At 41.7% G+C, this 25751-nt stretch carries 25 protein-coding genes; all 25 read right to left on the bottom strand.

Annotated elements, in window-relative coordinates:
- Positions 1-210: 210 nt before the first annotated feature.
- Complete coding sequence (locus ACIFPW_RS05430) at positions 211-1173, bottom strand: ABC transporter permease (protein WP_430242613.1); 963 nt, start codon at positions 1171-1173, stop codon at positions 211-213.
- Complete coding sequence (locus ACIFPW_RS05435; protein WP_194221447.1) at positions 1173-2231, bottom strand: ABC transporter permease; 1059 nt, start codon at positions 2229-2231, stop codon at positions 1173-1175. Before ACIFPW_RS05435 ends, ACIFPW_RS05430 begins: the two co-directional genes overlap by 1 nt.
- A complete protein-coding gene (locus tag ACIFPW_RS05440; RefSeq protein WP_430242617.1) occupies positions 2228-3757 on the bottom strand; it encodes an ABC transporter ATP-binding protein in 1530 nt (509 codons plus the stop codon). The genes ACIFPW_RS05435 and ACIFPW_RS05440 overlap by 4 nt, the downstream gene beginning before the upstream one ends.
- 137 nt (positions 3758-3894) lie before the next feature.
- Complete coding sequence (locus ACIFPW_RS05445) at positions 3895-4992, bottom strand: BMP family lipoprotein (RefSeq protein ID WP_430242620.1); 1098 nt, start codon at positions 4990-4992, stop codon at positions 3895-3897.
- 332 nt (positions 4993-5324) lie between these two features.
- On the bottom strand, positions 5325-7676 hold the full coding sequence (locus ACIFPW_RS05450) for a DNA translocase FtsK (RefSeq protein WP_430242623.1): 2352 nt from the start codon (positions 7674-7676) through the stop codon (positions 5325-5327).
- A 112-nt stretch (positions 7677-7788) separates the two neighbouring features.
- Entirely contained in the window at positions 7789-8016 is a 228-nt protein-coding gene (locus tag ACIFPW_RS05455; protein ID WP_430242626.1) for a YlzJ-like family protein, read from the bottom strand.
- On the bottom strand, positions 8013-8762 hold the full coding sequence (locus tag ACIFPW_RS05460; RefSeq protein WP_194221443.1) for a ClpP family protease: 750 nt from the start codon (positions 8760-8762) through the stop codon (positions 8013-8015). The genes ACIFPW_RS05455 and ACIFPW_RS05460 overlap by 4 nt, the downstream gene beginning before the upstream one ends.
- Positions 8763-8916: 154 nt before the next feature.
- On the bottom strand, positions 8917-9783 hold the full coding sequence (dapA, locus tag ACIFPW_RS05465) for a 4-hydroxy-tetrahydrodipicolinate synthase (RefSeq protein WP_430242628.1): 867 nt from the start codon (positions 9781-9783) through the stop codon (positions 8917-8919).
- Positions 9784-9806: 23 nt separating this feature from the next.
- Positions 9807-11060, bottom strand: a complete 1254-nt coding sequence (gene dapG, locus ACIFPW_RS05470) for an aspartate kinase (RefSeq protein ID WP_194221441.1) — start codon at positions 11058-11060, stop codon at positions 9807-9809.
- A gap of 19 nt (positions 11061-11079) precedes the next feature.
- A complete protein-coding gene (gene asd / locus ACIFPW_RS05475) occupies positions 11080-12126 on the bottom strand; it encodes an aspartate-semialdehyde dehydrogenase (RefSeq protein ID WP_430242630.1) in 1047 nt (348 codons plus the stop codon).
- Positions 12127-12258: 132 nt separating this feature from the next.
- Positions 12259-12852: a dipicolinate synthase subunit B gene (locus ACIFPW_RS05480; protein WP_194221439.1), complete on the bottom strand. Its 594-nt coding sequence runs from the start codon at positions 12850-12852 to the stop codon at positions 12259-12261.
- Positions 12849-13751, bottom strand: coding sequence for a dipicolinic acid synthetase subunit A (gene dpaA / locus ACIFPW_RS05485; RefSeq protein WP_430242632.1), 903 nt, complete (start codon positions 13749-13751; stop codon positions 12849-12851). The genes ACIFPW_RS05480 and dpaA overlap by 4 nt, the downstream gene beginning before the upstream one ends.
- 105 nt (positions 13752-13856) lie before the next feature.
- Positions 13857-14099 carry a YlmC/YmxH family sporulation protein gene (locus ACIFPW_RS05490; protein WP_194221437.1) on the bottom strand — a complete coding sequence of 81 codons (243 nt, stop codon included), beginning with the start codon at positions 14097-14099 and terminating at the stop codon, positions 13857-13859.
- A gap of 147 nt (positions 14100-14246) precedes the next feature.
- A complete protein-coding gene (locus tag ACIFPW_RS05495; RefSeq protein WP_430242634.1) occupies positions 14247-15488 on the bottom strand; it encodes a M16 family metallopeptidase in 1242 nt (413 codons plus the stop codon).
- Positions 15489-15571: 83 nt separating this feature from the next.
- Positions 15572-16528: a polysaccharide deacetylase family protein gene (locus tag ACIFPW_RS05500; RefSeq protein ID WP_430242636.1), complete on the bottom strand. Its 957-nt coding sequence runs from the start codon at positions 16526-16528 to the stop codon at positions 15572-15574.
- Positions 16529-16723: 195 nt separating this feature from the next.
- A complete protein-coding gene (locus tag ACIFPW_RS05505) occupies positions 16724-18841 on the bottom strand; it encodes a polyribonucleotide nucleotidyltransferase (RefSeq protein WP_303531297.1) in 2118 nt (705 codons plus the stop codon).
- Between the two features lie 138 nt (positions 18842-18979).
- Positions 18980-19249: a 30S ribosomal protein S15 gene (rpsO, locus tag ACIFPW_RS05510; RefSeq protein ID WP_430242638.1), complete on the bottom strand. Its 270-nt coding sequence runs from the start codon at positions 19247-19249 to the stop codon at positions 18980-18982.
- 131 nt (positions 19250-19380) lie between these two features.
- Positions 19381-20313 carry a bifunctional riboflavin kinase/FAD synthetase gene (ribF, locus tag ACIFPW_RS05515; RefSeq protein WP_430242640.1) on the bottom strand — a complete coding sequence of 311 codons (933 nt, stop codon included), beginning with the start codon at positions 20311-20313 and terminating at the stop codon, positions 19381-19383.
- Positions 20314-20331: 18 nt separating this feature from the next.
- Positions 20332-21228, bottom strand: coding sequence for a tRNA pseudouridine(55) synthase TruB (gene truB, locus ACIFPW_RS05520; protein ID WP_194221432.1), 897 nt, complete (start codon positions 21226-21228; stop codon positions 20332-20334).
- Between the two features lie 65 nt (positions 21229-21293).
- The gene (gene rbfA / locus ACIFPW_RS05525) at positions 21294-21644 is read right to left on the bottom strand and encodes a 30S ribosome-binding factor RbfA (RefSeq protein ID WP_098443391.1); all 351 of its coding nucleotides are present in this window, start codon (positions 21642-21644) and stop codon (positions 21294-21296) included.
- Between the two features lie 20 nt (positions 21645-21664).
- The gene (locus ACIFPW_RS05530; RefSeq protein ID WP_430242644.1) at positions 21665-21940 is read right to left on the bottom strand and encodes a DUF503 domain-containing protein; all 276 of its coding nucleotides are present in this window, start codon (positions 21938-21940) and stop codon (positions 21665-21667) included.
- Positions 21937-24021 carry a translation initiation factor IF-2 gene (gene infB / locus ACIFPW_RS05535; protein ID WP_430242647.1) on the bottom strand — a complete coding sequence of 695 codons (2085 nt, stop codon included), beginning with the start codon at positions 24019-24021 and terminating at the stop codon, positions 21937-21939. The genes ACIFPW_RS05530 and infB overlap by 4 nt, the downstream gene beginning before the upstream one ends.
- A gap of 15 nt (positions 24022-24036) precedes the next feature.
- Positions 24037-24342 carry a YlxQ family RNA-binding protein gene (locus tag ACIFPW_RS05540; protein ID WP_430242650.1) on the bottom strand — a complete coding sequence of 102 codons (306 nt, stop codon included), beginning with the start codon at positions 24340-24342 and terminating at the stop codon, positions 24037-24039.
- Entirely contained in the window at positions 24343-24606 is a 264-nt protein-coding gene (gene rnpM, locus ACIFPW_RS05545; protein WP_276511843.1) for an RNase P modulator RnpM, read from the bottom strand.
- A 24-nt stretch (positions 24607-24630) separates the two neighbouring features.
- Positions 24631-25740 (bottom strand): transcription termination factor NusA, encoded by a 1110-nt coding sequence (gene nusA, locus ACIFPW_RS05550; protein WP_430242654.1) that lies wholly within the window; start codon positions 25738-25740, stop codon positions 24631-24633.
- Between the last annotated feature and the right edge of the window lie 11 nt (positions 25741-25751).

Consider the following 25751-nt stretch of genomic DNA (forward strand, 5'->3'; position numbering starts at 1 on the left):
CGAAGACGAGCGTTTAGAAACGGAGATATTGGAGCTCTTGAACTAGAACACGCTTTTTGTGTTCATTTTTTTGGCTGAAGCGATCGAGAGGCTGGGCGATGCAGCTAGGAACGCTTAAAAACAAAGATTAAAATCCTAGAACCATCTCCCCCCCAAAAAACTACTCATACGAAAAAGCTCTCCGTTTTCACGAAGAGCTTCGCCCCGACGTTATCGCTTTCCTTTCTCATACGGCTCGCCAATCGCTTTTGGCGCATCCGCTCGTCCAACTAGACCTACAAGGGCAAGAATAGTTAAAACATAAGGAGAGATTAGAAGATAAACTTCTGGAATTTCTTTTAAACCAGGAATCTGCTGTCCAGTAATACTGAGCGACTGAGCAAGACCGAAGAAAAGGGCTGCTCCCATTGCGCCAAGCGGATGCCACTTCCCAAAGATCATAGCAGCAAGTGCCATAAAACCTTGTCCAGAAATCGTTGCGTGGCTAAAGTTACCGGCAATCGATGTCGCATAAACTGCACCACCAAGACCAGCAAACCCACCACTTAGCATAACCGCTACATAGCGCATTTTTGTCACGTTGATTCCCATCGTATCAGCAGCCATCGGGTGCTCCCCAACAGAGCGAAGACGAAGACCAAACGGCGTTTTATAGAGAACCCACCATACGACGAATGCTAGCACGATCGCAATGTATGACGTATAATACGCACTTGAGAAAAACAATGGTCCAATAAACGGAATGTCACTTAAGAAAGGCACATCCGTTTTATAAATACGTTCCTGAATAATTGGAGTTTGACCAGCGTCAAAGATTTTCTTCACAAGGAAGATTGCAAGACCAGCAGCTAGGAAGTTAAGGGCTACACCACTTACAACCTGATCAGCTTTAAGCGAAATACTTGCAACAGCGTGAAGCAAGGAGAACAGCATTCCAACGATAATCGCTACAACAAGTGAAAACCAAGGTGAAGCTACCCCCATTCCCCACTGTTCGCCTAGAATTGTAAATAACGCACCCGTGAAAGCCCCCATTAACATTAAGCCTTCTAGTCCAATGTTAACAACACCTGACCGTTCACTGAATACTCCACCAAGAGCAGTGAAAATCAGGGGAGCTGCTGAAAAAATAGCGGCAGGAATAATGAGCTGAAGAATCTGCATAAAATCCATTAAATTTTCCCCCTTTTGCTCACCCTGTTGCTGATCCAGTGAATCAAGTAACTGGATGCGACAAAGAAAATAATCATCGCAATCACGATTTCAACTAACTGTGTTGGTACCTGTGCCACAGACTGCATGTTGAGAGCTCCAATTTTCAGTCCGCCAAATAACGCTGAAGCAAGAACAACACCTAGTGCACCATTTGCACCAAGAAGCGCAACTGCGATTCCGTCAAATCCAACTCCTGTAAAGTCAGCCATAACGGTCATATAGCCGTATGTGCCAAGCCCTTCCATTGCCCCAGCCGCTCCTGCAAAAGCCCCGGAGATAACCATAGAAAGGACAATGTTGCGTTGAACATTAATTCCTGCATATTCTGAAGCATATTTATTAAATCCAACCGAGCGAAGTTCGTACCCTGTCGTTGTTTTCCAAAGAAGGAACCACATAATAATTGCTCCGATAATCGCCACTACAAAACCATAATGGAGACGTGAAAAATCCGTAATCGATTCTAGAAACGGAGATTGCAACGAAGCCGATGCATTAATTTGATCCGTTCGCTCGCCAGGAGCAAGTAAATACGTACGAATAATCGCGTTCACAACATGAAGGGCTACATAGTTCATCATGATCGTCGTAATAACTTCATGTACATGATATTTTGCTTTCAAGAAACCAGGTACAAATGCCCAGAGAGCTCCGGCAAGACCTGCCGCTAAAATAGCGAGTGGAATGTGAACAATAGGACTTAGTCCTTCAAACTGTAAACCAATATAAACCGATGCAAGCCACCCAACTAAAAGTTGGCCTTCTACTCCGATATTAAACAGCCCTGTACGGAAAGCAAACGCAACCGCTAGACCAGACAAAATAAGCGGCGTCATTTGCCGAACGGTTTCACCCATTACATACGTATTGGAGAATATCCCGTTAAACAATGCTGCGTAAGCAACAATCGGGTTGTATCCACTAACAAGCATAATAATACCGCCAACGAGTAATCCTAGTGCTACTGAAAGCAACGGCACTGTAATGCCAGACCACTTCCCTTTTAATAACTTCATGAAGTCTCACCAGCCTTTTTGCTCTTTGCACCAGCCATCAAAAGTCCAAGCTCTTGCTCAGTTGTTTCTTCTGGCTTGACGATCGCCACTATTTTCCCTTCATAAATAACCGCAATACGGTCACTCACATTCATAATTTCTTCAAGTTCGAAGGAAATAAGAAGAACTGCTTTACCATTGTCACGTTCTTCTACTAATTTAGAGTGAATAAATCCAATCGCACCTACATCAAGTCCACGTGTAGGCTGTGCCGCAATCAATAGATTGGGACTTCGATCGATTTCACGTGCGATAATGGCCTTCTGCTGGTTCCCACCAGAAAGCGCACGAGCAGGCGTCATCTCACTTGGAGTCCGCACATCATACTCTTTAATCAATGATTTGGCCTTATCCATAATGGTTGAAAAATTTAAAATGCCATTTCTAGAGAAGGGTCTTTTATAATAGGTCTGAAGAACCATATTTTCGCCAATCGAAAAATCTAACACAAGCCCATGCTTATGCCTATCCTGTGGAATATGAGCAATACCGCTTTCCGTTACACGACGCGGTTTCCAATTTGTTATGTTTTTTCCGCTAAGCTTGATACTTCCAGATTTTGATTTACGTAATCCTGTAATCGACTCAATTAATTCTGATTGTCCATTACCATCTACTCCTGCAATCCCGACAATTTCTCCTGCACGGACAGTTAAGTTCATACCGTTTACAACTGGTACTTTACGTGCATCTTCTACTACAAGGTTACTGATCTCAAGCGTTGCATTAGAAGGCTCTGAAGGCTTTTTCTGAATTGAAAAGTTTACTTCACGTCCGACCATCATAGAAGCTAATTCATCCTGATTCGTATTCGCAACATCAACAGTACCGATCCCGACACCTCGACGAATAACAGTACAACGATCACTTACTTCCATAATTTCTTTCAGTTTGTGTGTAATCAGAATGATTGATTTCCCTTCAGAAATCAGCTTTTTCATAATTGTGATAAGTTCTTTAATCTCCTGAGGAGTTAACACTGCAGTAGGCTCGTCAAAAATTAAGATGTCTGCTCCACGGTATAGCGTTTTTAGAATTTCCACACGCTGCTGCATACCTACGGATATTTCTTCAATCTTCGCATTTGGATCGACTGCAAGACCATATTGCTTTGAAATAGCTTCTACATCTTTAGCAGCCTGCTTTAGGTTAACCTGACCTTTAGCAGTTGGCTCATTCCCAAGAATAATGTTCTCCGTTACGGTAAATTTTTCAACAAGCATAAAGTGCTGGTGAACCATTCCAATTCCGAGTTCATTCGCTACATTTGGATCTGTAATATTAACCTTCTTACCGCGAACGTGTATTTCGCCTTTTTCAGGCTGATAAAGCCCAAATAAAACATTCATCAAGGTTGATTTCCCTGCGCCATTTTCACCAAGAAGGGCATGGATTTCCCCTTTTCTTAGCTGTAACGTAATATTGTCATTTGCCACAATCCCAGGAAATTCTTTACGGATATTTCTCATTTCAATGACGTATTCCATGTAGATGCCACTCCCTTATCCAAAGCATGAAACAAAGGCTAGTCTATGAAAATACTAGCCTTCGTCCCATATTTGGCTATAATGTAGGTGAGATTTCTAGAAATCCATCACGCTCAGAAAACGTAAAGGACGATCTCTTATAGAGAGCTTTCGAATTCTTTGTACTCATCGTCAGTACTTGGAACTTCCAATTCGCCGCTCTGAATTTTCTCTTTATACTCTTCTACTTTTTGTAGTGCTTCTTCAGATACATTTTCTTGTGATTCAGCAATACCTACGCCATCTTCTTCAAGACCAAACTCTGTAACTTTTCCTCCTGGAAAGTCGCCGTCCATTGTTTGCTTGGAAACTTCAATAACAGCTGTATCCACACGCTTCACCATAGAAGTTAGCGTTACGTTCTCAGGCATTCCTTCTTCATGCTGATCACGGTCAACACCGATAACCCAAACTTTTTCACCGTTTTTCGCACGGTTCTTCGCTTCAGTGAATACGCCATTTCCTGTTCCGCCAGCTGCATGATAAATGATATCCGCGCCTTTATCATAAAGAGTACCTGCAATAGCCTGTCCTACTTCTGCTGCGTTGAAATCATCCGCATATTGTGTGAATATCTCAGCATCAGGATTAACGGATTTCACTCCGGCTTTAAATCCACTCTCAAACTTCTTGATTAATTCAGAATCAACTCCACCGATAAAACCAACTTTGTCAGTTTCAGATTGCATTCCAGCGATAACTCCTACTAAGAATGAACCCTGGTGCTCTTTGAAAGTAATACTTGCTACGTTCTCCATTGGCTCGCCATCTTCCGTTACAGCTACACTATCAACAAGAGCAAGCTGAGAATCTGGCTTTTGTGTTGCAATTGTTTGAATATCTTGTTGCATAAGGAATCCAATTCCGAAGATCAAATTATAATCTTCACGAATTAAGCCTGAAAGGTTTGGTTGATAGTCACTTGCTGCAGTTGACTGAACATATTTAAAACCTTTGTCTTTCTCAAGTCCATTATCTTTTCCAAACTGCTGAAGACCTTCCCAAGCAGATTGGTTAAATGATTTATCATCCACACCGCCTGTATCAGTTACCATCGCAACTTTAAAGTCGCTGCTTTCGCCTTCACTGCCTCCGCCGCCAGAACTTTCATTATTCGTATCTCCCGTTCCACAAGCTGACAAAAGCGTACCTGCAGCTAATACAGCTGACAACATAAATCCGTACTTCTTCTTCATCTTAATCCCCCTAATGTTTTTTAAACGCCGCCCGCTCTCTCTTCTCTCTATCGAGCTATGCTTTGTTTGGTCGCGTTTTCATTGCCCAATAAAAAATAATATGCATGAGAAACGGCTCTGAAACACGCATGAAATATTTTTGAAAAAATAGTCATATTTCGACAATAACTATACCATTTTCAAGGAGATAAAGGAATAGTTTTTTGAAAAAAAGCCCGATTACCAATATTTAAAATGATAGAATTTCTAACACAAATGGCCAATTCTTTTCGTTTTTCTCATTCCGATTTGTCGTCACTAGGATAAAAACACATAAAAAAGAAGCACAACCCTTAACTGGATTGTGCTTCTTCCCCTTTACTAACGAGAACTTCACGAGGTTTACTGCCCTCATAAGGTCCTACGACGCCTCGAGCTTCCATAGCATCGATTAATCTTGCTGCTCGGGTGTAACCTATTCGAAATCGTCGTTGTAGCATTGATACCGAAGCTGTTTGCATCTCGGTTATCAATTGAACAGCGTCATCATATAAATCATCATCTACTTCCGGCTGAGCTTCCTCAGGCTTATCTGTTGGTATCATTTCTTCCTGATACTGAGCTTTTTGCTGGGCAATGACAAAGTCAACGAGTTCTTCTACTTCCTCATCAGATAAGAAGGCACCCTGAACTCGTTTGGGTTTATTCGCCCCTACAGGAAGGAATAGCATATCCCCTTTACCTAGCAATTTCTCTGCTCCACCCATATCAAGAATTGTTCTTGAGTCTGTCATGGACGAAACGCTAAAGGCAATACGGGATGGAATATTAGCTTTAATCACCCCTGTGATAACGTCAACTGACGGACGCTGTGTCGCAATGATTAAATGTATTCCCGCTGCTCGTGCCATCTGTGCGAGTCTTGTAATCGCATCCTCTACATCGCTTGACGCTACCATCATTAAATCAGCTAGCTCATCCACAATAACAACAATATACGGTAGTGAAGGCTGCTTCGCCTCTGACGTTTCATTATGACGCTTAATATGATTGTTATACCCTTCGATATTCCGCGTACCAGTATGTGAGAATAGCTCATAACGACGCTCCATTTCACTCACAACCTTTTTCAAAGCCTGTGAAGCTTTCTTCGGATCCGTTACGACTGGTGCTAGAAGATGAGGTATACCATTGTATACGTTAAGTTCAACCATCTTAGGATCAATCATCATCATTTTAACTTCATGAGGCTTGGCCTTCATCATAATGCTTGCAATAATACCGTTGATACACACACTTTTACCGCTTCCTGTTGCTCCTGCAACTAGTAGATGGGGCATCTTAGATAAATCGGAAACAACTGCTTCACCTGAAATATCTCTTCCGAAACCAATAGATACTTTCGATTCGTGCGATTGGTATTCTTTTGATTCCAATACTTCCCTCAATGTAACCATCGCGACTTCAGAATTCGGTACTTCGATCCCTATCGCAGATTTACCTGGGATCGGTGCTTCAATACGTAGGTCCCGTGCAGCAAGAGCTAGTGCCAGGTCATCTGTTAAGTTTACAATTTTACTTACTTTCACACCTGTATCAGGATATACCTCATATTTCGTTACCGCTGGACCAAGATGAACCTTCATTACTTTGGCTTTTACACCAAAGCTCTCAAACGTCTTTTCTAATTTACGAGCGTTTGCGGAAATTTGCTGACGTTCATTATCCTGCGACACCTTCTTTGGAGGCTGCAGTAAAGATAAAGATGGAAGACGATAATCTTTGTTTTCTAGCTCGCCAACTGTTAGCGACTGAATTGGGGTTCCATCTGCTGCTTCCTTAACAGGTTCACCATCTTTACTTTCTTCTGTCTCTTTCTCCACAGGCGTTTCTGACTGTGTTGGATATGCACTTTCAGTAAAGGTTCGAATCTCAGGCTCAAATGGCGCCTCTTCTTCTGATTCATCCTTACTTGTTTGAGAGACGTCATACGTTTCCTCAGGCTCCATGGATGCTTCTTGTTCTCTTAATGCAGCCCGCTGTTCTCTCTTTTCTCTTCTTGAATTTTTACTTTCTGATAGAAGTGATTTCGCTTCATCATATGTGTTTAATACAAAACCTTTAATCCAAGCAAGGGCTTTACCTAGTACATCACTAAACGATTTACCCGTAATCAAGACAAAAGATAGTAAAATCAATAGAAAGGCCATTAGCTGCGTTCCTGTTGCATCAAAAAGTCTGTAGCAAAAGGCGAAGAGAAGCGCACCGATCATGCCCCCGCCAAGCGGGCTAGTTTCTGATGGATCGCTAACGTCCATTCGGAAGAGTTCATATGTATTAGCAATAACCGATGGACTATCCCATTGGCCCTGACGAGAAAGTGTTTCAAACAAGCCGACGTGACTTAATAACAGAAATGAAATGCCTAGTAAATAAAATCCTGCTAATCTTCTTGTCCAAAAGGCTGGGAGCTTCCTCTTCACAATTAAATAACCTGCGAATATCACAAGGCCTGCGATAATTAGTCCATACCATTCGCCTGCAAAAAAGCGAAACATATGGTAAATCGCTCGTCCAACTACTCCCATTTTCAAAACACCTAAAACGGTAAAAGCCAGAACCGTTAAACCGATAAATTCAACTTTGACTTGGGATTGCCAGGCGGCCTGTTTTTTTGTTGTCTTTTTTCTTTTTCGTTTTGCCATTATCTCACCTCTATACAAGCCATAGCTGGTGAAAAAAAGCAGCCATTTCAGGCTGCTTTTTGTTCACCAATCTATTCCTAGTATACCACATCTTCCCGTGGTCCTATAGGCTCTATTTCAGTGGAGAAGTGGATAGCGTTAACATTTGACCAGGCTGTGTTGCATCATTGAGATAGTCCATGGGATCTGTGCTAAGTACCTGCACTACCCTACACTCTGTCAGAGACGTTCGCTCGACAAGAAGTTGGACTCCGTTCCATTCGATGATCTTCTGCTGCTCATAAACACTCTGATCAGAAGGGAATACTGCTTCATTTGGTAGGATGGTATAAAGAATCATTGGACAAGATCTCCTTCCTGCTCTCCCTTATATTCCTCCATTAATTCATTTAGCTTCTTCATTGCTGGACCAACAGCCCCAACTTCATCGATCAAACCATAGCTCACGGCATCTTCACCCACTACGTTTGTTCCGATATCTCTCGTTAAATTTCCTCTTGAAAACATAAGCTCTTTAAACTTATCTTCTGTAATATTTGAGTGCCTTGTCACAAAACTAACAACTCGCTCCTGCATTTTATCGAGATATTCAAACGTTTGCGGCACGCCGATAACAAGACCTGTTAGTCGAACAGGATGAATCGTCATTGTTGCCGTTTCTGCGACAAACGAATAATTTGCAGCAACCGCTATTGGCACTCCAATTGAATGTCCACCACCAAGGACAATCGAAACAGAAGGTTTCGAAAGGGAAGCAATCATTTCAGATATAGCAAGTCCTGCTTCTACGTCTCCCCCTACTGTATTAAGAAGGATCAGCACACCTTCAATCTTAGGGTTTTGTTCGATTGCCACAATTTGTGGGATAAGATGCTCATATTTTGTTGTTTTATTTTGTGGTGGCAGCTGCACATGTCCTTCAATTTGTCCGATAATAGTTAAACAATGAATATTAGATTGATCCATCGTTGGCACGTTTGTTTGGCCAAGCTGCTGAATTTTATCAACTAGCGAAGATTTTGATTGGTCGTCTTTTTTAGGTTCAGGATCCTGACCTGGGTTTTCATTGCGATATTCACTGTTCATACTGGTACCCCTTCCTTACTCTGGTACTAGTAGTATGAACGAGAGGCGATTTTACCATTCATGAGATAGTCTGAAAAAAACGAACTTAAAAGTGCTTACTTTTCAAAAAAATATCCGTGCAAAAAAAACGGATGCATAAGCATCCGTTCTAACATTATTTATTAAGCGCAGCGGCTAGTGATGAGCGCTCCTCTGCTGTTAGAGGAATCATCGGTAGACGTACACTTCCTACATCCATACCCTTTAGCTGAAGAGCTGTTTTAACAGGGGATGGGCTTGGTGCTTTAAAGAGCTCATTCATAATTGGCTGGATTTTTTGATGAATCGCTGCCGCTTCCTTAACTTCCCCAGATTGATAAGCTGAGATCATCTGTTGCATTTCATTCCCAAGAACGTGTGACGCAACAGAAATAACGCCATCACCACCGATAGAAAGAATCGGTAAAGTTAAGCCGTCATCTCCACTATAAACAGAGAAAGACTCTTCTGTGCGCGTAATAATATCTGTAATTTGGTCAAGATCTCCACTTGCTTCTTTAACAGAAACAATGTTGTTGATCTTAGAAAGCTCAACAATTGTGTCTGCCGTCATATTCACAACAGAACGACCAGGAATGTTATAAATCATTACTGGAAGCTTTGTTGATTCTGCGATCGCTTTGAAATGCTCATAAAGACCTTTTTGACCAGGCTTGCTGTAATAAGGGGCTACGATCATAATCGCATCCACGCCTGCAGCTTCTGCCTTTTTTGTTAACTCGATCGATGCGTGCGTGTTATTACTGCCTGTTCCTGCAATAATCGGTACGCGGCCATCAGCGATTTTAACAGAATGCTTAAAGAGCGCCACTTTTTCTTCTGAAGAAAGCGTTGGCGATTCGCCAGTTGTACCCGCTACAACAAGACCTTCTGTTCCATTATTAATTAAATAGTTGACCAATTGCTCTGTCTTCGCAAAATCCACGTACCCTTTGCGATCGAAAGGGGTGACCATTGCGGTTAGTACTTTTCCAAAATTCATTTCTTTCACTCCTTGCCTATCACTTAAAGCTGATCCATCATCTGTTCCATTTCTTGCCCCGGCTCCAGATGAAGATAAAACGTTTCGTGCAGCGCATTAACTGCTGCTGAAAGGTCAGTCTGTCTCACAAGAACCCAAATCGTTGTATGAGAATCAGCTGACTGTAAAATATCAATGTTTTCTCGCGCAAGTGATTCCACAATCTTTGCTGTTACGCCAGGAACACCACTCATTCCAGCTCCAACTGCAGATACTTTCGCACAATTCTCGATGACTTCAGGCTCGTAGCCCATTTCATTTAGCGTTGCAACGGCTCTGTCGGTCATTTCCTCCATAACCGTATAAACAACACCCGTTAAGCTGATGTTGATGAAATCAACGCTGATCCCCTCACGCGCCATAGCTTTAAAAACGCGTGACTGAAGATCATATTGTCCTTCTTTCGCATACACTTTAATTTGGGTTACGCCGTTTACATGAGCTATACCCGTAATTAAACGATCTATCACCTGTTCACCAGTCGTTTTTCCTGTAGCAGACGTGACGAGCGTACCTGTCGAAGAAGAATAAGTTGACCTAATTCGGAGCGGTATCTTCGCCTGCATAGCAATTTCAACTGCGCGAGGGTGAATAACCTTCGCACCTTGATAAGCCATATTACAAACTTCGTTATATGTCACGATGGAGAGAGGACGTGCTTTCTCAACAATTCTTGGATCAGCTGTCATAATACCTTCTACATCCGTAAAGATGTCTACCCATTCAGCTGAAAGGGCAGCACCAAGCGCAGCTGCTGACGTATCGCTTCCACCTCGACCAAGAGTCGTTACATCGCCGTCTTTTGTGACGCCCTGGAAGCCTGTCACAACGACAACATCCATCATTTTCAGCTCTTCCAGTAGTCTTTCTGACTTCATTTCAAGAATTCTTGCTTTGCTATGCTCAGCCGTTGTCATGAAACCTGCCTGACCTCCGGTGTAAGCTGTGGCTCTCAATCCTTCGCCTAAGAGGAGATTTGAGAATATGACAGAAGAAATACTCTCACCACAAGATACAAGTAGATCATATTCTCTTGAAGTGACCTTCCGTTCTCGATCACCAATGAGGCCAAGAAGAGTGTCAGTCGCGTATGGATCACCTTTACGACCCATTGCTGAAACGACGACGACAACTTTATATCCATCGCTCACTGCATCTTTAATATGGTTTACAGCTCTCAGTCTGCCGTCTTCACTTTTCAATGAAGTACCGCCAAACTTCTGCACGATGACTTTCATTTAGAACACCTTCTTATGTCTATTTCAATATATTTAGGGCTGCAAGGCTTTCAGCAATTTGAACAGAATTCCACGCTGCCCCCTTCAGTAGATTATCAGAGACAATCCACATATGGAAGCCATTTTTTTGATTTAGATCTTTTCGAATACGACCGACAAAAACGTCCGATTTCCCAACAGCATCAACGGGCATCGGATAAACCTGGTTTGCAGGGTCGTCTTTGAGCGTTACACCTGGTGCGTTACTCAATAGTTCTTTCATATCTTCTACTGTTACATCATCATGACCAATTTCAACATAGACTGATTCAGCATGACCTGTTTCAATTGGTAGTCGCACACAAGTAGCTGCAACATGAAGCTCTGCATCATGCATGATTTTCTTCGTTTCATTTATCATTTTCATTTCTTCATAAGTAAATCCGTTGTCTTCAAATACATCGATTTGTGGGATGGCATTGAAAGCGATCGGATAGTGCTGTTTATCACCTTTAACAGGCAAAATTTGTGGCTCGTAGTCCTCACCATTTAGCACCGCTTTAGACTGCTCTTTCATTTCAGTAACCGCATTTGCACCTGCACCTGAAACAGCTTGATAAGTAGAAACAATAATTTTAGTAAGGCCATATGTTTGTTTCAGCGGCTCAAGAGCTGCGACCATTTGAATGGTTGAGCAGTTTGGATTCGCAATAATCCCTTTGTGATCATTCAAATCCCCTTCGTTCACTTCTGGTACAACAAGAGGTACTTCTGGATCCATACGGAATGCACTTGTGTTATCTACAACAATCGCTCCGTGTTTAACTGCTTCTGGAGCAAGAGCTTTTGATACACTGCCACCAGCGCTAAATAACGCAAGCTGAACCCCTTCAAATGCTTCAGGAGTGGCTTCTTTCACCGTTACTTCCTGACCCTTAAACGTTACTTTTTTACCAGCAGAACGTGATGATGAAAGGAGCGTTAAGGTCGATATCGGAAAATCTCTTTCCTCTAGTGTTTTGATCATTTGTTGTCCGACTGCGCCTGTTGCTCCAACTACTGCTACATGATATTTTTTCCCGCTCATGACTTATTCTCCTCCCATATTCCATTCAAAATCCATCACAACAGAAGGAGAAACCGAGGTTTCTCCCCATTCCTGGTGATTTTATTCTCTATTCTATCATAAACCTATCTTAAAGAAAGATAAATCAATTGGCTAATCCAAATACCTCTCGATTAAAACCGGCTGAAGCTGTCTGCCAAGAAGTGCTTTTTCAACAGTTTCCCTTAAAGATGGCATCCGTGCAACGAGTGAATTTGGTTTTTTAACTGGATCATCTTGACCAAATGGAATGAAATAAATATTCTTCGTCGACATTAATCTTAAGATATTTGTACCATTTAATCCTAGCCCATCGTTAGTAGAAATGCCTAACACAACTGGTTTTTCATTACGCAAAGTTGCTTTTGCCCCCATCAATACAGGAGACTCTGTCATCGCATTCGCAAATTTACTAATAGAATTCCCTGTTATTGGAGCGATAACCATACAATCAAGTGGTGTTTTGGGACCAAATGGCTCAGCCTTTACGATCGAATTAACTGCTTCATTACCTGTTATTTCCTCAATACGAGCGATCCAGTTTTCTCCATCGCCAAAGCGAGTATTTGTATTCATGACCGTATGTGAAACAAATGGCGTCACCTTAGCACCTAGTTGAACAAGTTCTTCTATTTGTGGAACGACCGCATCATACGTACAGTGGGAACCAGTTAATCCAAAACCAATGTGCATACCTTTCAAACTCATGGAGTGTTCTCCTTTCCATTCTGAGACCGCTCAATTAACAGCTGTGTCAGAACATTAGCGATGATTTTTCCGGCCGTTTTTGGAGCCACAATACCAGGCAGGCCTGGCGCAAGAAGAGCTTTAATTCCTCTTTTTTCGGCGTATCGAAAATCAGTACCTCCGGGCTTAGAAGCAAGGTCAATCACGAGCGTATGAGACGGCATTTTAGCAATAACTTGAGATGTGACGATTTGTGCTGGGATTGTATTAATACATACATCTAAATGGGATACTTGGTTCACGAGATCAGATAAATGAAACGGTTTTAATCCCATCTCCGCAATTCTCGCGATATGCTCTGGTTTTCTAGCCCCAACACTAACATTTGCCCCTAATGCATTAAATGTTCTGGCAACTGACATCCCGACTCGATCAAGACCTAGAACCGCAATATTTGATTGATGAATGGTAATATCCGTATGCTGAATAACCATCATAACAGTACCTTCAACAGTCGGAATAGAATTATAAATGGCCACATCATCTCGTTCGAATAAGCGAACTAACGTTCTAGATGCTTCAGCCACCATCTCATTTAGACAGCTGTTACTGATTCCGCTATATACCGTACAATGGGCTGGCGTTTGTTTAAGTTGATCTGCTGTTAACACTACTTTTTCATTTGAGAAGATCGTTTCAACTTCTCCTTCGATCGTTGTTCCACTGACTGGAAGGACAATTGCATCAAGGGTCGTTAGCTTCACTTCATCCAATGTGCATTTCGTTGCACCTGTAAAGCCATGATCAAGCTGATCGAATCCGATTAAATATAAATCGGCATTCAATTCGGTTAACTTTCGAATAATTTCAAGCTGGCGGGCATCACCGCCAATAACAGCGATATGTTGATTCGTTAGCATCGTTCCTCCCCTTTCCTTTTCCACGTCTTACTACGGGGATTATTGTAATTTCTCAACATTCTATGTGGTGTATGCCCGCTTGGTGAATCAAGAGGTGTACCAGTTTTAACCCTTTTGATGATTTTGCAAAATGATCATATCTCTTCCAATCGTTTCTATATGCTCCCATGGAATCGTAATTTCTTGTTCTTTGCGTTTTAACCCCATCCACGACGATTTCGGAATGATCAATTCTTTTAATAACCCTGTTTTCTCATCAAACAATAGATCAGTTTGCCCAAGCACACCAAGCTTCCGCCCTTTTTCTATATCGATAAGCTCCTTACCGCTAAGCTGACTTAATCTCATCATATGTCCCCCTTTAAACAAATTGATGAAAGTCCTATCGTAAACCACTATCTAATAATACGTTCACGTTATATACCATAGTCTATGAGTAGTTTATTAAAGGAAGACATGAAAAAACCCGCCTTATAATTCGACGGGTAAGCGTCCTTAGGATTTCATACCACCTGGTAATTGACCGTTTGGACTAATAAGCGAGCATGAAAATTCATCAGTAAACATCGAATGGATCATACTGTTTACGTTCTCATGATTAACGCTCTCAATATTCGTAATAATGTCATCGAGTGAACGATGTTGGTTTAATAGCAATTCATTCTTACCATTTCGGCTCATACGGCTGTTTGTACTTTCAAGACTGAGCATCAAGTTACCTTTTAGCTGCTCTTTGCAATTCTTCAACTCTTTCGTTGTAATGCCATCACGCTTAAATTCCGTTAAAGTCTTCTGGATAGTCTCATATAAGCGATCCAGCTGGTTTTGAGCTGTACCTGCATAGATCGTTAATAACCCGCTATCCTGATAAGCAGAATGATAAGAAAAGACTGAGTAAGCAAGTCCTTGATCTTCACGAACATCCTGGAAAAGACGACTGCTCATGCTTCCACCGAGCACATTGTTCATCACAATGAGACTATAAATATCATCTGTACCAAACGGAAGTCCAGCGTACCCAAGACATAAATGGGCTTGCTCCGTTTCCTTCTGGCGAGCGATCTGTCCTGAATGAAATTTCGGAGCGAGTACTTCAGGTTTTCCAGCAGGAGTTTCCCAGTGTTCAAATGCATTCTCTACTTTATGCATGAACGATTCATCAATATTTCCTGCAATCGAAACCACAATATTATCCGGTGTGTAATGAGTTTGCATGTAATCACGAAGCGTGTCACCTGAGAATCCTTTTAACGTCTCTTCTGTTCCAAGGATCGGCATCGCAAGCTCATGATCCCCATAACTTGCCTGACTCAGCATGTCATGGACAATATCATCTGGCGTATCTTCATACATTTTGATTTCTTCGTGTACAACATTCTTTTCTTTCGCAAGCTCTCCAGCTTCAAATGTTGAATGGAAAAACATATCAGTTAATACATCAAGAGCATAATCTGCGTGCTCATCAAGAACTTTTGCATAGTAACACGTGTACTCTTTTGATGTAAACGCATTAACTTGACCGCCAATGCTATCAAAGGATTCCGCAATATCTTTTGCACTGCGCTTATCCGTTCCTTTAAAAAACATATGTTCAAGGAAATGTGAAACGCCATTTAATTCTTTCGGTTCAAAACGAGAACCAGTTCCAATCCAAATTCCGATAGCAACTGAACGGACTGTTGGAATATTTTCTAGTACTACTCTGACACCATTTTTACAAGTTACTTTATTTATCAAACCTGTTCCTCCTGTATCGAGCCATTATGTTTCGTCATACTCCAAAAACACTATATCATTAATGAAGAAAGGACACAATTTTATCATCTTTTCTCAAGTCGTTTAGAATCTAACACTTGTGAAACTGTCCCAAGCTGGTATCCTCTCTTTTCTACGCCGCGAATTAACGCTTCAAGACTTTTTTCTGTCGGTTCTGTTGGATGCATGAGTATAAGAGCACCCGCGTGTACATTTTGGAGCACCCTCTCTGTCAGTACTTGTGGTGCAGGTTTTTTCCAGTCCACGGTATCAACAGACCAGAGCACTGTTTGCATTCCAAGCTGATCAGCAATTTGAACGGCGTTATTCGCGTAGCTTCCGCTTGGTGGTGCGAAAACGACAGGTTGTTTATCAATTGTTGCTTCAATAACTTGATTTGTATCTTCAAGCTCTTTACGGATAGCGGCGTCGCTTAGCTGTTTCAAATCAGGATGAGAATAGGCGTGATTTCCGATTTCATGTCCTTCTTCATCAAGCATACGAACGATATCAGGGTTTTTCTTCGCCCATGAGCCATCAAGAAAAAAAGTAGCATGAACACTATATTTCTTAAGCTGTTGCAACATATCAGGTAAATATTCCTCTCCCCAAGCGACGTTTATCATAAAGGCGACCATCGGCTTCTTAGGATTACCCTTATAGACTGCAGTGGGCTCAAGATCATTTAACTGAACATCAGGCTTCACTTCTTTTTTTACAAGTAGATTCTCATCAAACGCCTTCCCCTTCATTTTTTCATAGGAAGCTTCTGCATCAATTATCAGACCATTATAGCCTGGAATTCCTTTCCAAACACGATCAATTACAGCATTAATTGGAGGTATATCTATGCTTTCCTTCGCATCAGCAATCTCGTCATATAGTGGACTTCCATTCACGTTCAAGGTAGCTTGTTCTTTCAAATCACTTAAATACATTGATGTGTAGGGGTTCTGAAGTGAACCTGCTGCTACGCCTAAGATCATGATAAACACAATAAATTGGATCCAGGATTTCTTCATTCATCTGCCCCCTTTTGTAAAAAAGGTATGTTTGATGGGCGAGCTCTAGAACTTACGTGAAGCAATTCGTTACCAAAAAACAAAGGTTTGCATTAGATGAAATCAACGCCGGTCACATTTATCCAAATGAAAGGAAACAGTATATGCTAACAAAAATCAGCAAAAAAAAAATGAATTCGGCCTCAGCCGAATTCATTAACTCTTTTGACTTTGTTCTTCACGTTCACGCTGTTCTTTCAAAATTTCTTTACGAGAAAGGTTAACGCGTCCTTGCTTATCGATTTCTTTCACTTTAACCATGATTTCATCACCGATTGAAACAACGTCTTCTACTTTGTTTGTACGCTCTTCAGCTAGTTCAGAAATGTGAACCAGACCTTCTTTCCCAGCAAATAGCTCAACGAATGCTCCAAATTTCTCAACTCGTTTCACTTTACCAAGATAAGTTGTGCCTACTTCCACTTCTCTAACAAGATCTTCGATCATTTTCTTCGCTTTTGCGTTCATTTCTTGCTCAGTAGAAGAAATAAAGACCGAACCATCCTGCTCAATATCAATTTTTACGCCAGTTTCTTCAATAATCTTATTGATGATTTTACCGCTTGGTCCAATAACATCGCGGATTTTATCTGGCTTAATTGACATTGTAAGAATCTTAGGTGCGTATGCAGAAAGCTCAGTACGAGGTTCGTTGATCGCACTCATCATGTTTTCAAGAATGGCGAGACGACCGTTTTTCGCCTGCTCAAGAGCCTGACGAAGGATGTCTTCGTTAATTCCAGAAATTTTAATATCCATTTGAAGAGCTGTTACACCTTGCTTTGTTCCAGCAACTTTAAAGTCCATGTCACCAAGAGCATCTTCCATGCCTTGAATATCTGTAAGAACTGTTACATCCTCGCCATCACTTACAAGTCCCATTGCAATACCTGCAACTGGTGCTTTGATCGGCACCCCTGCATCCATCATCGCTAGCGTACTAGCACAAATACTTGCTTGTGAAGTAGAGCCATTTGATTCAAGAACTTCAGATACAAGACGAATCGTATATGGGAAATCCTTCTCAGTTGGAATAACCTTCTCAAGTGCACGCTCACCAAGAGCACCGTGACCAATCTCACGACGACCAGGTCCACGCATTGGTCCAGTTTCGCCGACGCTGTATTTCGGGAAGTTATAGTGATGCATGAATCGCTTAGATTCTTCTGTACCAAGACCATCGAGAATCTGAACATCCCCTAGTGCACCAAGAGTACAAATGCTAAGTGCCTGGGTTTGTCCACGAGTAAACAATCCAGATCCGTGTGTTCTTGGTAGAATTCCTACTTCAGAATCAAGTGGACGAATCTCATCAACGCCACGACCATCAGGTCTTACTTTATCTTTTAGAATTAAACGACGAACTTCTTGCTTAACGAAGCTATTTAGAATTGATTTCACTTCATCGGCACTATACTCTTCGTTTTCTTCATATGCTTCAGTTGCACGCGTCATTACAGCATCAATTGCTTCCTGCCTAGCATGCTTTTCAATCACTTTTACAGCTTCTTTAATGTCAGATAAGTACTGCTCACTAAGAGCTGCTTCAAGCGTTTTATCTGCAGTCTTAAGAACAACTTCGCGCTTTTCTTTTCCAGTAGCTTCAATGATCTCTTCCTGGAATGAAATCAGGCGCTTAATTTCTTGGTGACCAAAAAGAATACCTTCAAGCATGATTTCTTCAGGAACTTCTTCAGCTCCAGCTTCAACCATGTTAATTGCATCTTTCGTACCTGCAACAGTTAGGTGAATATCACTCTGTTCAAGCTGCTCAACGTTAGGGTTTGCAATAAACTCCCCATCAACGCGTCCAACGATAACGCCAGCAATTGGACCATCAAATGGAAGATCACTAATTCCAAGCGCTAGAGATGAACCGAACATAGCTGCCATCTCAGAAGAGCAGTTTTGATCAACGCTCATCACTGTGCTGACAACTTGAACTTCATTACGGAAACCATCAGGGAATAATGGACGGATCGGGCGATCAATTAAACGACTAGCAAGAATCGCTTTTTCACTCGGACGTCCTTCACGCTTGATGAATCCTCCAGGAATTTTACCTACTGCATATAATCGTTCTTCATAATTAACCGTTAGTGGGAAAAACGGAAGGTCTTTCGGCTCTTTAGAGCCTGTAACCGTTGCTAGTACGGCTGTATCGCCGTAACGGATCAATGCTGCACCGCTCGCCTGTTTAGCCAGTTGACCAATTTCAACTGACAACTCGCGACCAGCCCAATCGATTGAAAACACTTGCTTATCTTGTGCCATTAATGTGAGAACTCCTCTCATCCAATAAAATCATTTCTTTTATTATACCCTAACCTTTTTGCTTCTAAAAAGAAAGGAAGAAATCTATGTATTTTTAACCTAATAAAAAAGCGGGAAACATCCCGCTTTTCTGAATCATTATCGACGTAGACCAAGTTCTTTGATAAGTTCGCGGTAACGAGTAACGTCTTTGTTACGAAGATACGTTAAAAGATTACGGCGTTTACCAACCATCTTAAGAAGACCGCGACGAGAGTGGTGGTCTTTCTTGTGGAAACGTAGATGATCGTTCAAATTGTTGTTTTCCTCAGTAAGGACAGCGATTTGAACCTCTGGAGAACCAGTATCATTCTCGTGAGTTTTGAACTTAGTGATAAGCTCTTGCTTACGTTCTTGTGTGATTGCCATCCGTTTCACCTCCTTAATTTCTAATCCCCTGATACCGCGCAAACGTCGGTGACTCGATAGCCCAGTATAGGTTGTGTACTTGTCGTACAGATATTAGATTACAGGTTTTTGTTCTAAAATGCAAGGGAAATCTATTTCAGTATTTCTCTTGCATCTTTCGCATCCTGACCTATTTGGGCAATTAAGTCATCAACAGAAGAGAATTTAACCTCTCCACGAATCTTTTGATGGAATTCAACCTCTACGGACGATCCATACAAATTGCCACTGTAATCAAATACGTGAACTTCCAGTGACGGCTGATCGGGTTTTTCATCATAGAAGGTTGGTTTGTATCCAACATTGCATACACCACTCATCCAGCTACCTTCCGTTTTCATGCGCACTGCATAAACACCTGTAGCTGGCACGAGATACTCGTCTTTAAGATCGACGTTGGCCGTTGGGAAGCCAATTGTGCGGCCGCGCTGATCTCCTTGAACAACAGTGCCCTTCACCGTGTAGTTCCGACCAAGAACGGCTTTCACGTTCTGGACAGCCCCTTCACGAATATATGAGCGAATTAAAGTAGAGCTTACTTTCTCGTCATGTTGAGATACTTTATCAATCACCGTTTGACTAAACTGGTTACGGGCATGAAATGGAAGGGAGTCCATCGTTCCTCTTCCTTTACTTCCATATGTAAAATCAAACCCTGCTACAACGTGAACAACTGATAAGGCAATAATATAATCATCAACAAATTGCTGAGGTGTTAATCCTGCAATCGTTGTATCAAATTTCACGATATAAAGAACGTTAATTCCAAGCTGCTCAATAAGCTCAATTTTATCATCAAGTGGGGTAATGGCCTCTGTTTGAGGTGTAGACTTCCCCAAAACGACTGATGGATGGGGATAAAACGTCATAACTGCTGACTCTACGCCTTTATCATCAGCGATTTCTTTCGCAGTCGAAATTACTTTCTGATGGCCGCGATGAATGCCATCAAAATATCCAAGCGCCATGACGGCAGGATGTTCAGATTTTAACTGATGAGGATGCGATAAATAAATTGTTTTCAACGGTTTCACCTTCTAACTTCATCTCGAAAACACTTTTTCAGGCTTCATTAAGCCCGGCTTCTCAGGATGTTTTTGATAGATTGCAATTGCTTCTCCGTCCCTATTGTACATAACAAGTCTATTCTCTGTCATCTCTTCCAACTGAGGAAGCACAGCGCCATTTTGGAGCTTCTCTTCTAGCGCAGAATCAACAGTAAAGGATGGCATAGCAGAAAGAGCGTATTCCATAGGAAAAAGAGATAGCGTTTCCTCTTCTATCATCTGTTTTATCTCATCAAATGTCAAACATTCTTCTAGTTTAAATGGGCCGGACGCTGTCCGAATTAGAGACGACATGTGAGCTGGAAAACCTAGCTTTTCTCCAATATCAACCGCAAGTGTTCGAATATATGTCCCCTTACTACACGTGGCACGTACAGGGATAGAGACCGCTCCTTCTTCAAGCGTTACCTCTCCAATTAACTCTAGGTCATGAATCGTTACCTTTCTAGATGGACGATCCACCACTTCTCCTTTAAAAGCATACTCATAAAGTCGTTTGCCGTTAATTTTGACAGCAGAATACATTGGGGGAACTTGCTCGATCTCACCTCGAAACGCAGCAAGTGCTTCTTCTATATCGTTAGTTGAAGGCAGTTTGTCTACTTTCTTTTCTTCCACTTTCTCTCCAGACGCATCTTCCGTCGTCGTTGAAAACCCTAGTGTAATCACTGCTTCATACGTTTTAGAAAAATCCGTCATATACTGGGCCACTTTAGTTGCTCTGCCGATACATAGTGGTAAAACGCCTGTTACATCTGGATCCAAAGTTCCTGTATGACCAACTTTTTTTGTCATTAATAGCTTTCTAGTAACCGCTACACAATCATGAGACGTCATTCCAGCTGGTTTCTTTAGTGGTAATATGCCGTTCATTGTTTTCCTCCTTTCAATCTGATGACATAGAGAAAGGATAGACATTCCTGCCTATCCCTTCGTTTCTACTCATCCGCTTGATTTAAATCTGCAAGAAGTCGTTCAATTTTGTTACCATAATCGATCGATTCATCAAATTCAAAATAGATTTCCGGTGTTTTGCGAAGACGAATGCGTTTCCCTATTTCAGAACGAATAAATCCAGTTGCTTTCGCAAGACCATTCAGGGTAGCTTCTTTCTTCTCTTCATCACCAAGGACAGTAATAAATACCGTTGCTTGCTGTAGATCATTCGTAACTTCAACAGCTGTTACTGTAACGAAACCTACGCGCGGGTCTTTAATCTTCCTGCTGATTATATCACCAAGTTCTTTCTTCATCTGTTCACCAACACGATTTGCGCGAACATTACTCATCGTTACACCTCGTTTCTTTCCTAAAGCCACTCATAAGTTGCTTGAGTGAGTTCGATATCAGGACGTGAATCAATCAATGAGACGGCACGCTGGAGCTCACGCTCGCATGCCGTTTTGCTTGAAGCCGTTGTAACAATACCAATAACGGTATGTTGCCATAAATCCTGGCTGTCAAGCTCAGAAACAGAGAGATTATAATGCTTCAGACGGCTAATAACCGACTGAAGCACAGATCTTTTTTCCTTCAAGGATTGCGCATCATAAATGATGCATTCACATTCTACATATCTAATCACTTAGGCTTTACTTCAACCATAATATACGCTTCAATGATGTCGCCTTCTTTAACGTCATTGAATTTTGTAAGCGTAATACCACATTCGTACCCTTTTGCCACTTCTTTCGCATCGTCTTTGAAGCGTTTCAATGTATCCACTTCACCTTCGAATACGACAATTCCGTCACGGATGACACGAACGCCCGAATTACGAGTGATTTTACCTTCTGTTACGTAAGATCCTGCAATTGTACCTACTTTAGAAACTTTAAACGTTTCACGTACTTCAGCTTGACCAATCACTTTTTCTTCATAAACTGGATCAAGCATTCCTTTCATTGCAGATTCAATCTCTTCAATCGCTGTATAGATCACGCGATGCAAGCGAATTTCTACTTGCTCAGAATCAGCTACTTTCTTCGCATTTGAATCTGGACGTACGTTAAATCCGATAATGATCGCATTAGAAGCAGATGCAAGGATAATATCTGACTCTGTGATCGCACCAACAGCTGTGTGAATAATGTTGATTTTAACACCTTCTACTTCAATCTTCTGAAGTGAGCCAGCAAGTGCTTCAACAGATCCCTGTACGTCAGCTTTCACGATAATGTTGATATCTTTCACATCGCCCTGCTGAATCTTTTCAAATAAATCATCCAAATTCATTTTAGAAGATTCTTTACGCTGAGCTTCAATTTGCTGCTGATTACGCGCTTCACCAACTTGACGTGCTGTCTTCTCGTCTTCAAATGCTACAAAGCGATCTCCAGCATTTGGTACATCACTTAAACCAGTCACTTCTACAGGAGTAGAAGGTGCAGCTGTTTCAACACGCTTACCAAGATCGTTGACCATAGCACGAACACGACCAAATGTGTTACCGACTACAACTGGGTCACCGACTTTAAGCGTTCCTTCTTGAACAAGAAGTGTTGCAACTGGCCCGCGTCCTTTATCTAGCTGTGCTTCAATTACTGTACCTGTAGCAAGCTTATTAGGGTTCGCTTTAAATTCTTCTACTTCAGAAATCAATAGAATCGTTTCAAGAAGATTATCAATTCCTTCACGCTTAATGGCAGAAAGGTTAACGAAAATTGTATCTCCGCCCCATGCTTCAGAAACAAGTTCATACTCTGTTAGTTCCTGCATCACGCGATCAGGATTTGCTCCTTCTTTATCCATCTTATTAACAGCAACGATAATTGGCACTTCCGCTGCCTTCGCATGGTTAATAGCTTCAACCGTTTGTGGCATAACGCCATCGTCAGCTGCTACAACTAGAACCGTGATATCTGTTACTTTTGCACCACGTGCACGCATTGTTGTAAATGCAGCGTGTCCAGGAGTATCAAGGAACGTAATTTTTTTGTTATTTTCTTCGATCTGGTAAGCACCGATGTGCTGCGTAATACCACCAGCTTCACCCTGCGTTACTTTTGTATCACGGATTCCGTCTAGTAGCGTTGTTTTACCATGGTCAACGTGCCCCATGATTGTAACAACTGCAGGACGTTCAATAAGCTTTCCGTCCTCATCTTCACTAGTGTAATTATCAAGATCCGTTACTTCAAATAGCTCTTCTTCTTCCACTTTTACACCATAATCATCACAGATAAGTTCCATTGTATCTTTATCTAGTTCCTGATTAATGGTTGCCATAACACCAAGACCCATTAACTTCTTGATCAGTTCAGAAGCATCTTTACCTAGCTTTTCAGCAAGCTGTCCAACTGTTAATGAACCAATGAAAGTTACTTTAGAAGGCAGTCTTCTTGGAGCAGCCGTGTTTTTAGGCGGCTGTCCTTTTCCACGGCGGTTTGGACGACGTCCACCGCGACGGTTATTTGGTGCGCTTTTGCTATTCTTTTGATTTGCATTTGCTTTTGGGTTGTTTCGATTGTTTTTATTTTCCATACTGTTTTTGTCGCTTCCCTTTTTGGATTGTTTCGAATCGTTATTAAGCTTATCAATGGCCTGATCATCAATCACAGACATATGATTGTTTACCGTAATATTCATGCTTTTTAACTTTTCGATAACATCCTTACTAGTAGTATTATGTTCTTTTGCATATTCATGAATTCGCATCTTACTCATACGATCACCCCCGAGTTATTGATCGAGCATTGCGTGGAGCTTCTTCGCAAACCCTGCATCAGTAACGGCTATCGTGACTCGTTGAACTTTGCCAATTGCATGTCCAAGCTCATAGCGCCCTGTTACAAAACATACCGGGACTTTATAAGTAGTTGCTTTATCCGTTATTTTCTTTCTTGTGTTCTCAGATGCGTCGCTCGCAACTAATACGAGTCTTGCGCTCTTGCGCTGAATTTCCTTCACCACAAGTTCTTCTCCAGACACGACTTTGCCAGCGCGCTGAGCGAGTCCTAACAGTGACTCCCAATTCTTATTCTTCATTTAATTTGACCGCGATTCTGCGAGGTCAGCATAAATATCTTCCGTCACTTCTGCTTTTAGATGAGCCGCTAAAGAATTTCGCTTCTTAGCAAGTACGAAACACTCTTCTTTATTGCAAAGGTATGCGCCCCGTCCATTCTTTTTACCCGTTTGATCGATCGATATAACCCCTTCAGGCGAACGAACGATTCGAACAAGCTCTTTTTTAGGCTTCATTTCTTGACAGGCGACACATTTCCGCATCGGAATTTTACGTTTTTGCACGATGGACACCTCTCCTGATCTTGCTTAATCTAGCTCAGAATCTTCCGCGTCATTCTCTTCGAATAGAGGAGCTTCATCAGCACTATAGATGCCAAGCTCTTCCGCTTCAGATTGACTCTTAATATCGATTTTCCATCCAGTCAGCTTCGCAGCAAGACGTGCGTTTTGGCCACGCTTCCCGATTGCAAGTGAAAGCTGATAGTCAGGTACGATAACTTGAGTCATTTTATTTTCTTCGTCTACATTTACTTTAAGTACTTTTGAAGGGCTTAGTGCATTTGCTACGTATGCAACTATGTCTTCAGACCAGCTTACGATATCAATTTTCTCACCTTTAAGCTCATTGACAATCGCTTGTACACGCTGACCACGCTGTCCTACACATGAGCCAACCGGATCAACTTCAGGATCTTCTGCGTGAACCGCAATCTTTGAACGATCCCCGGCTTCTCGAGAAATGGACTTTACTTCAACCGTTCCATCGAATATTTCCGGTACTTCAAGTTCAAATAAACGCTTAAGAAGACCAGGATGAGTTCTCGAAACCATCACCTGTGGCCCTTTGGTTGTTTTTTCAACTTTTGTCACATATACCTTGATACGATCATGGGAATGATACGTTTCGTTCGGCATTTGTTCACCTGCAGGGAGAAGTGCTTCGATACGACCGAGGTCAACATAAATAAAACGATGATCCTGACGCTGAACAATTCCTGTCATGATATCGTCTTCGCGTTCAATAAATTCGCTAAATATGATCCCACGTTCTGCTTCACGGACACGCTGAGTAACAACTTGCTTCGCTGTTTGAGCTGCGATACGACCGAAATTACGAGGCGTTACTTCAATTTCTACGATATCTTCTAATTCATATTGGCGATCAATGTCTTTCGCATCTTCAAGTGAAATCTCAAGACGAGAATCTTCCACTTCTTCTACGACATCTTTTCGAGCGAATACTCGGATCGAACCTGTATCCTGATTAAAGTCAACTCTAACGTTTTGCGCCTGATGGAAGTTTCGCTTATATGCTGAGATAAGCGCTGCTTCAATCGCCTCAACGATAATATCCTTGCTGATGCCCTTTTCTTTTTCAAGAATATTTAGCGCATCTAATAACTCACTACTCTTCATTTTTCATTCTC

Origin of the sequence: Pseudalkalibacillus sp. NRS-1564, assembly GCF_050467905.1 — a bacterium.
GTDB lineage: Bacteria > Bacillota > Bacilli > Bacillales > Guptibacillaceae > Guptibacillus > Guptibacillus hwajinpoensis_B.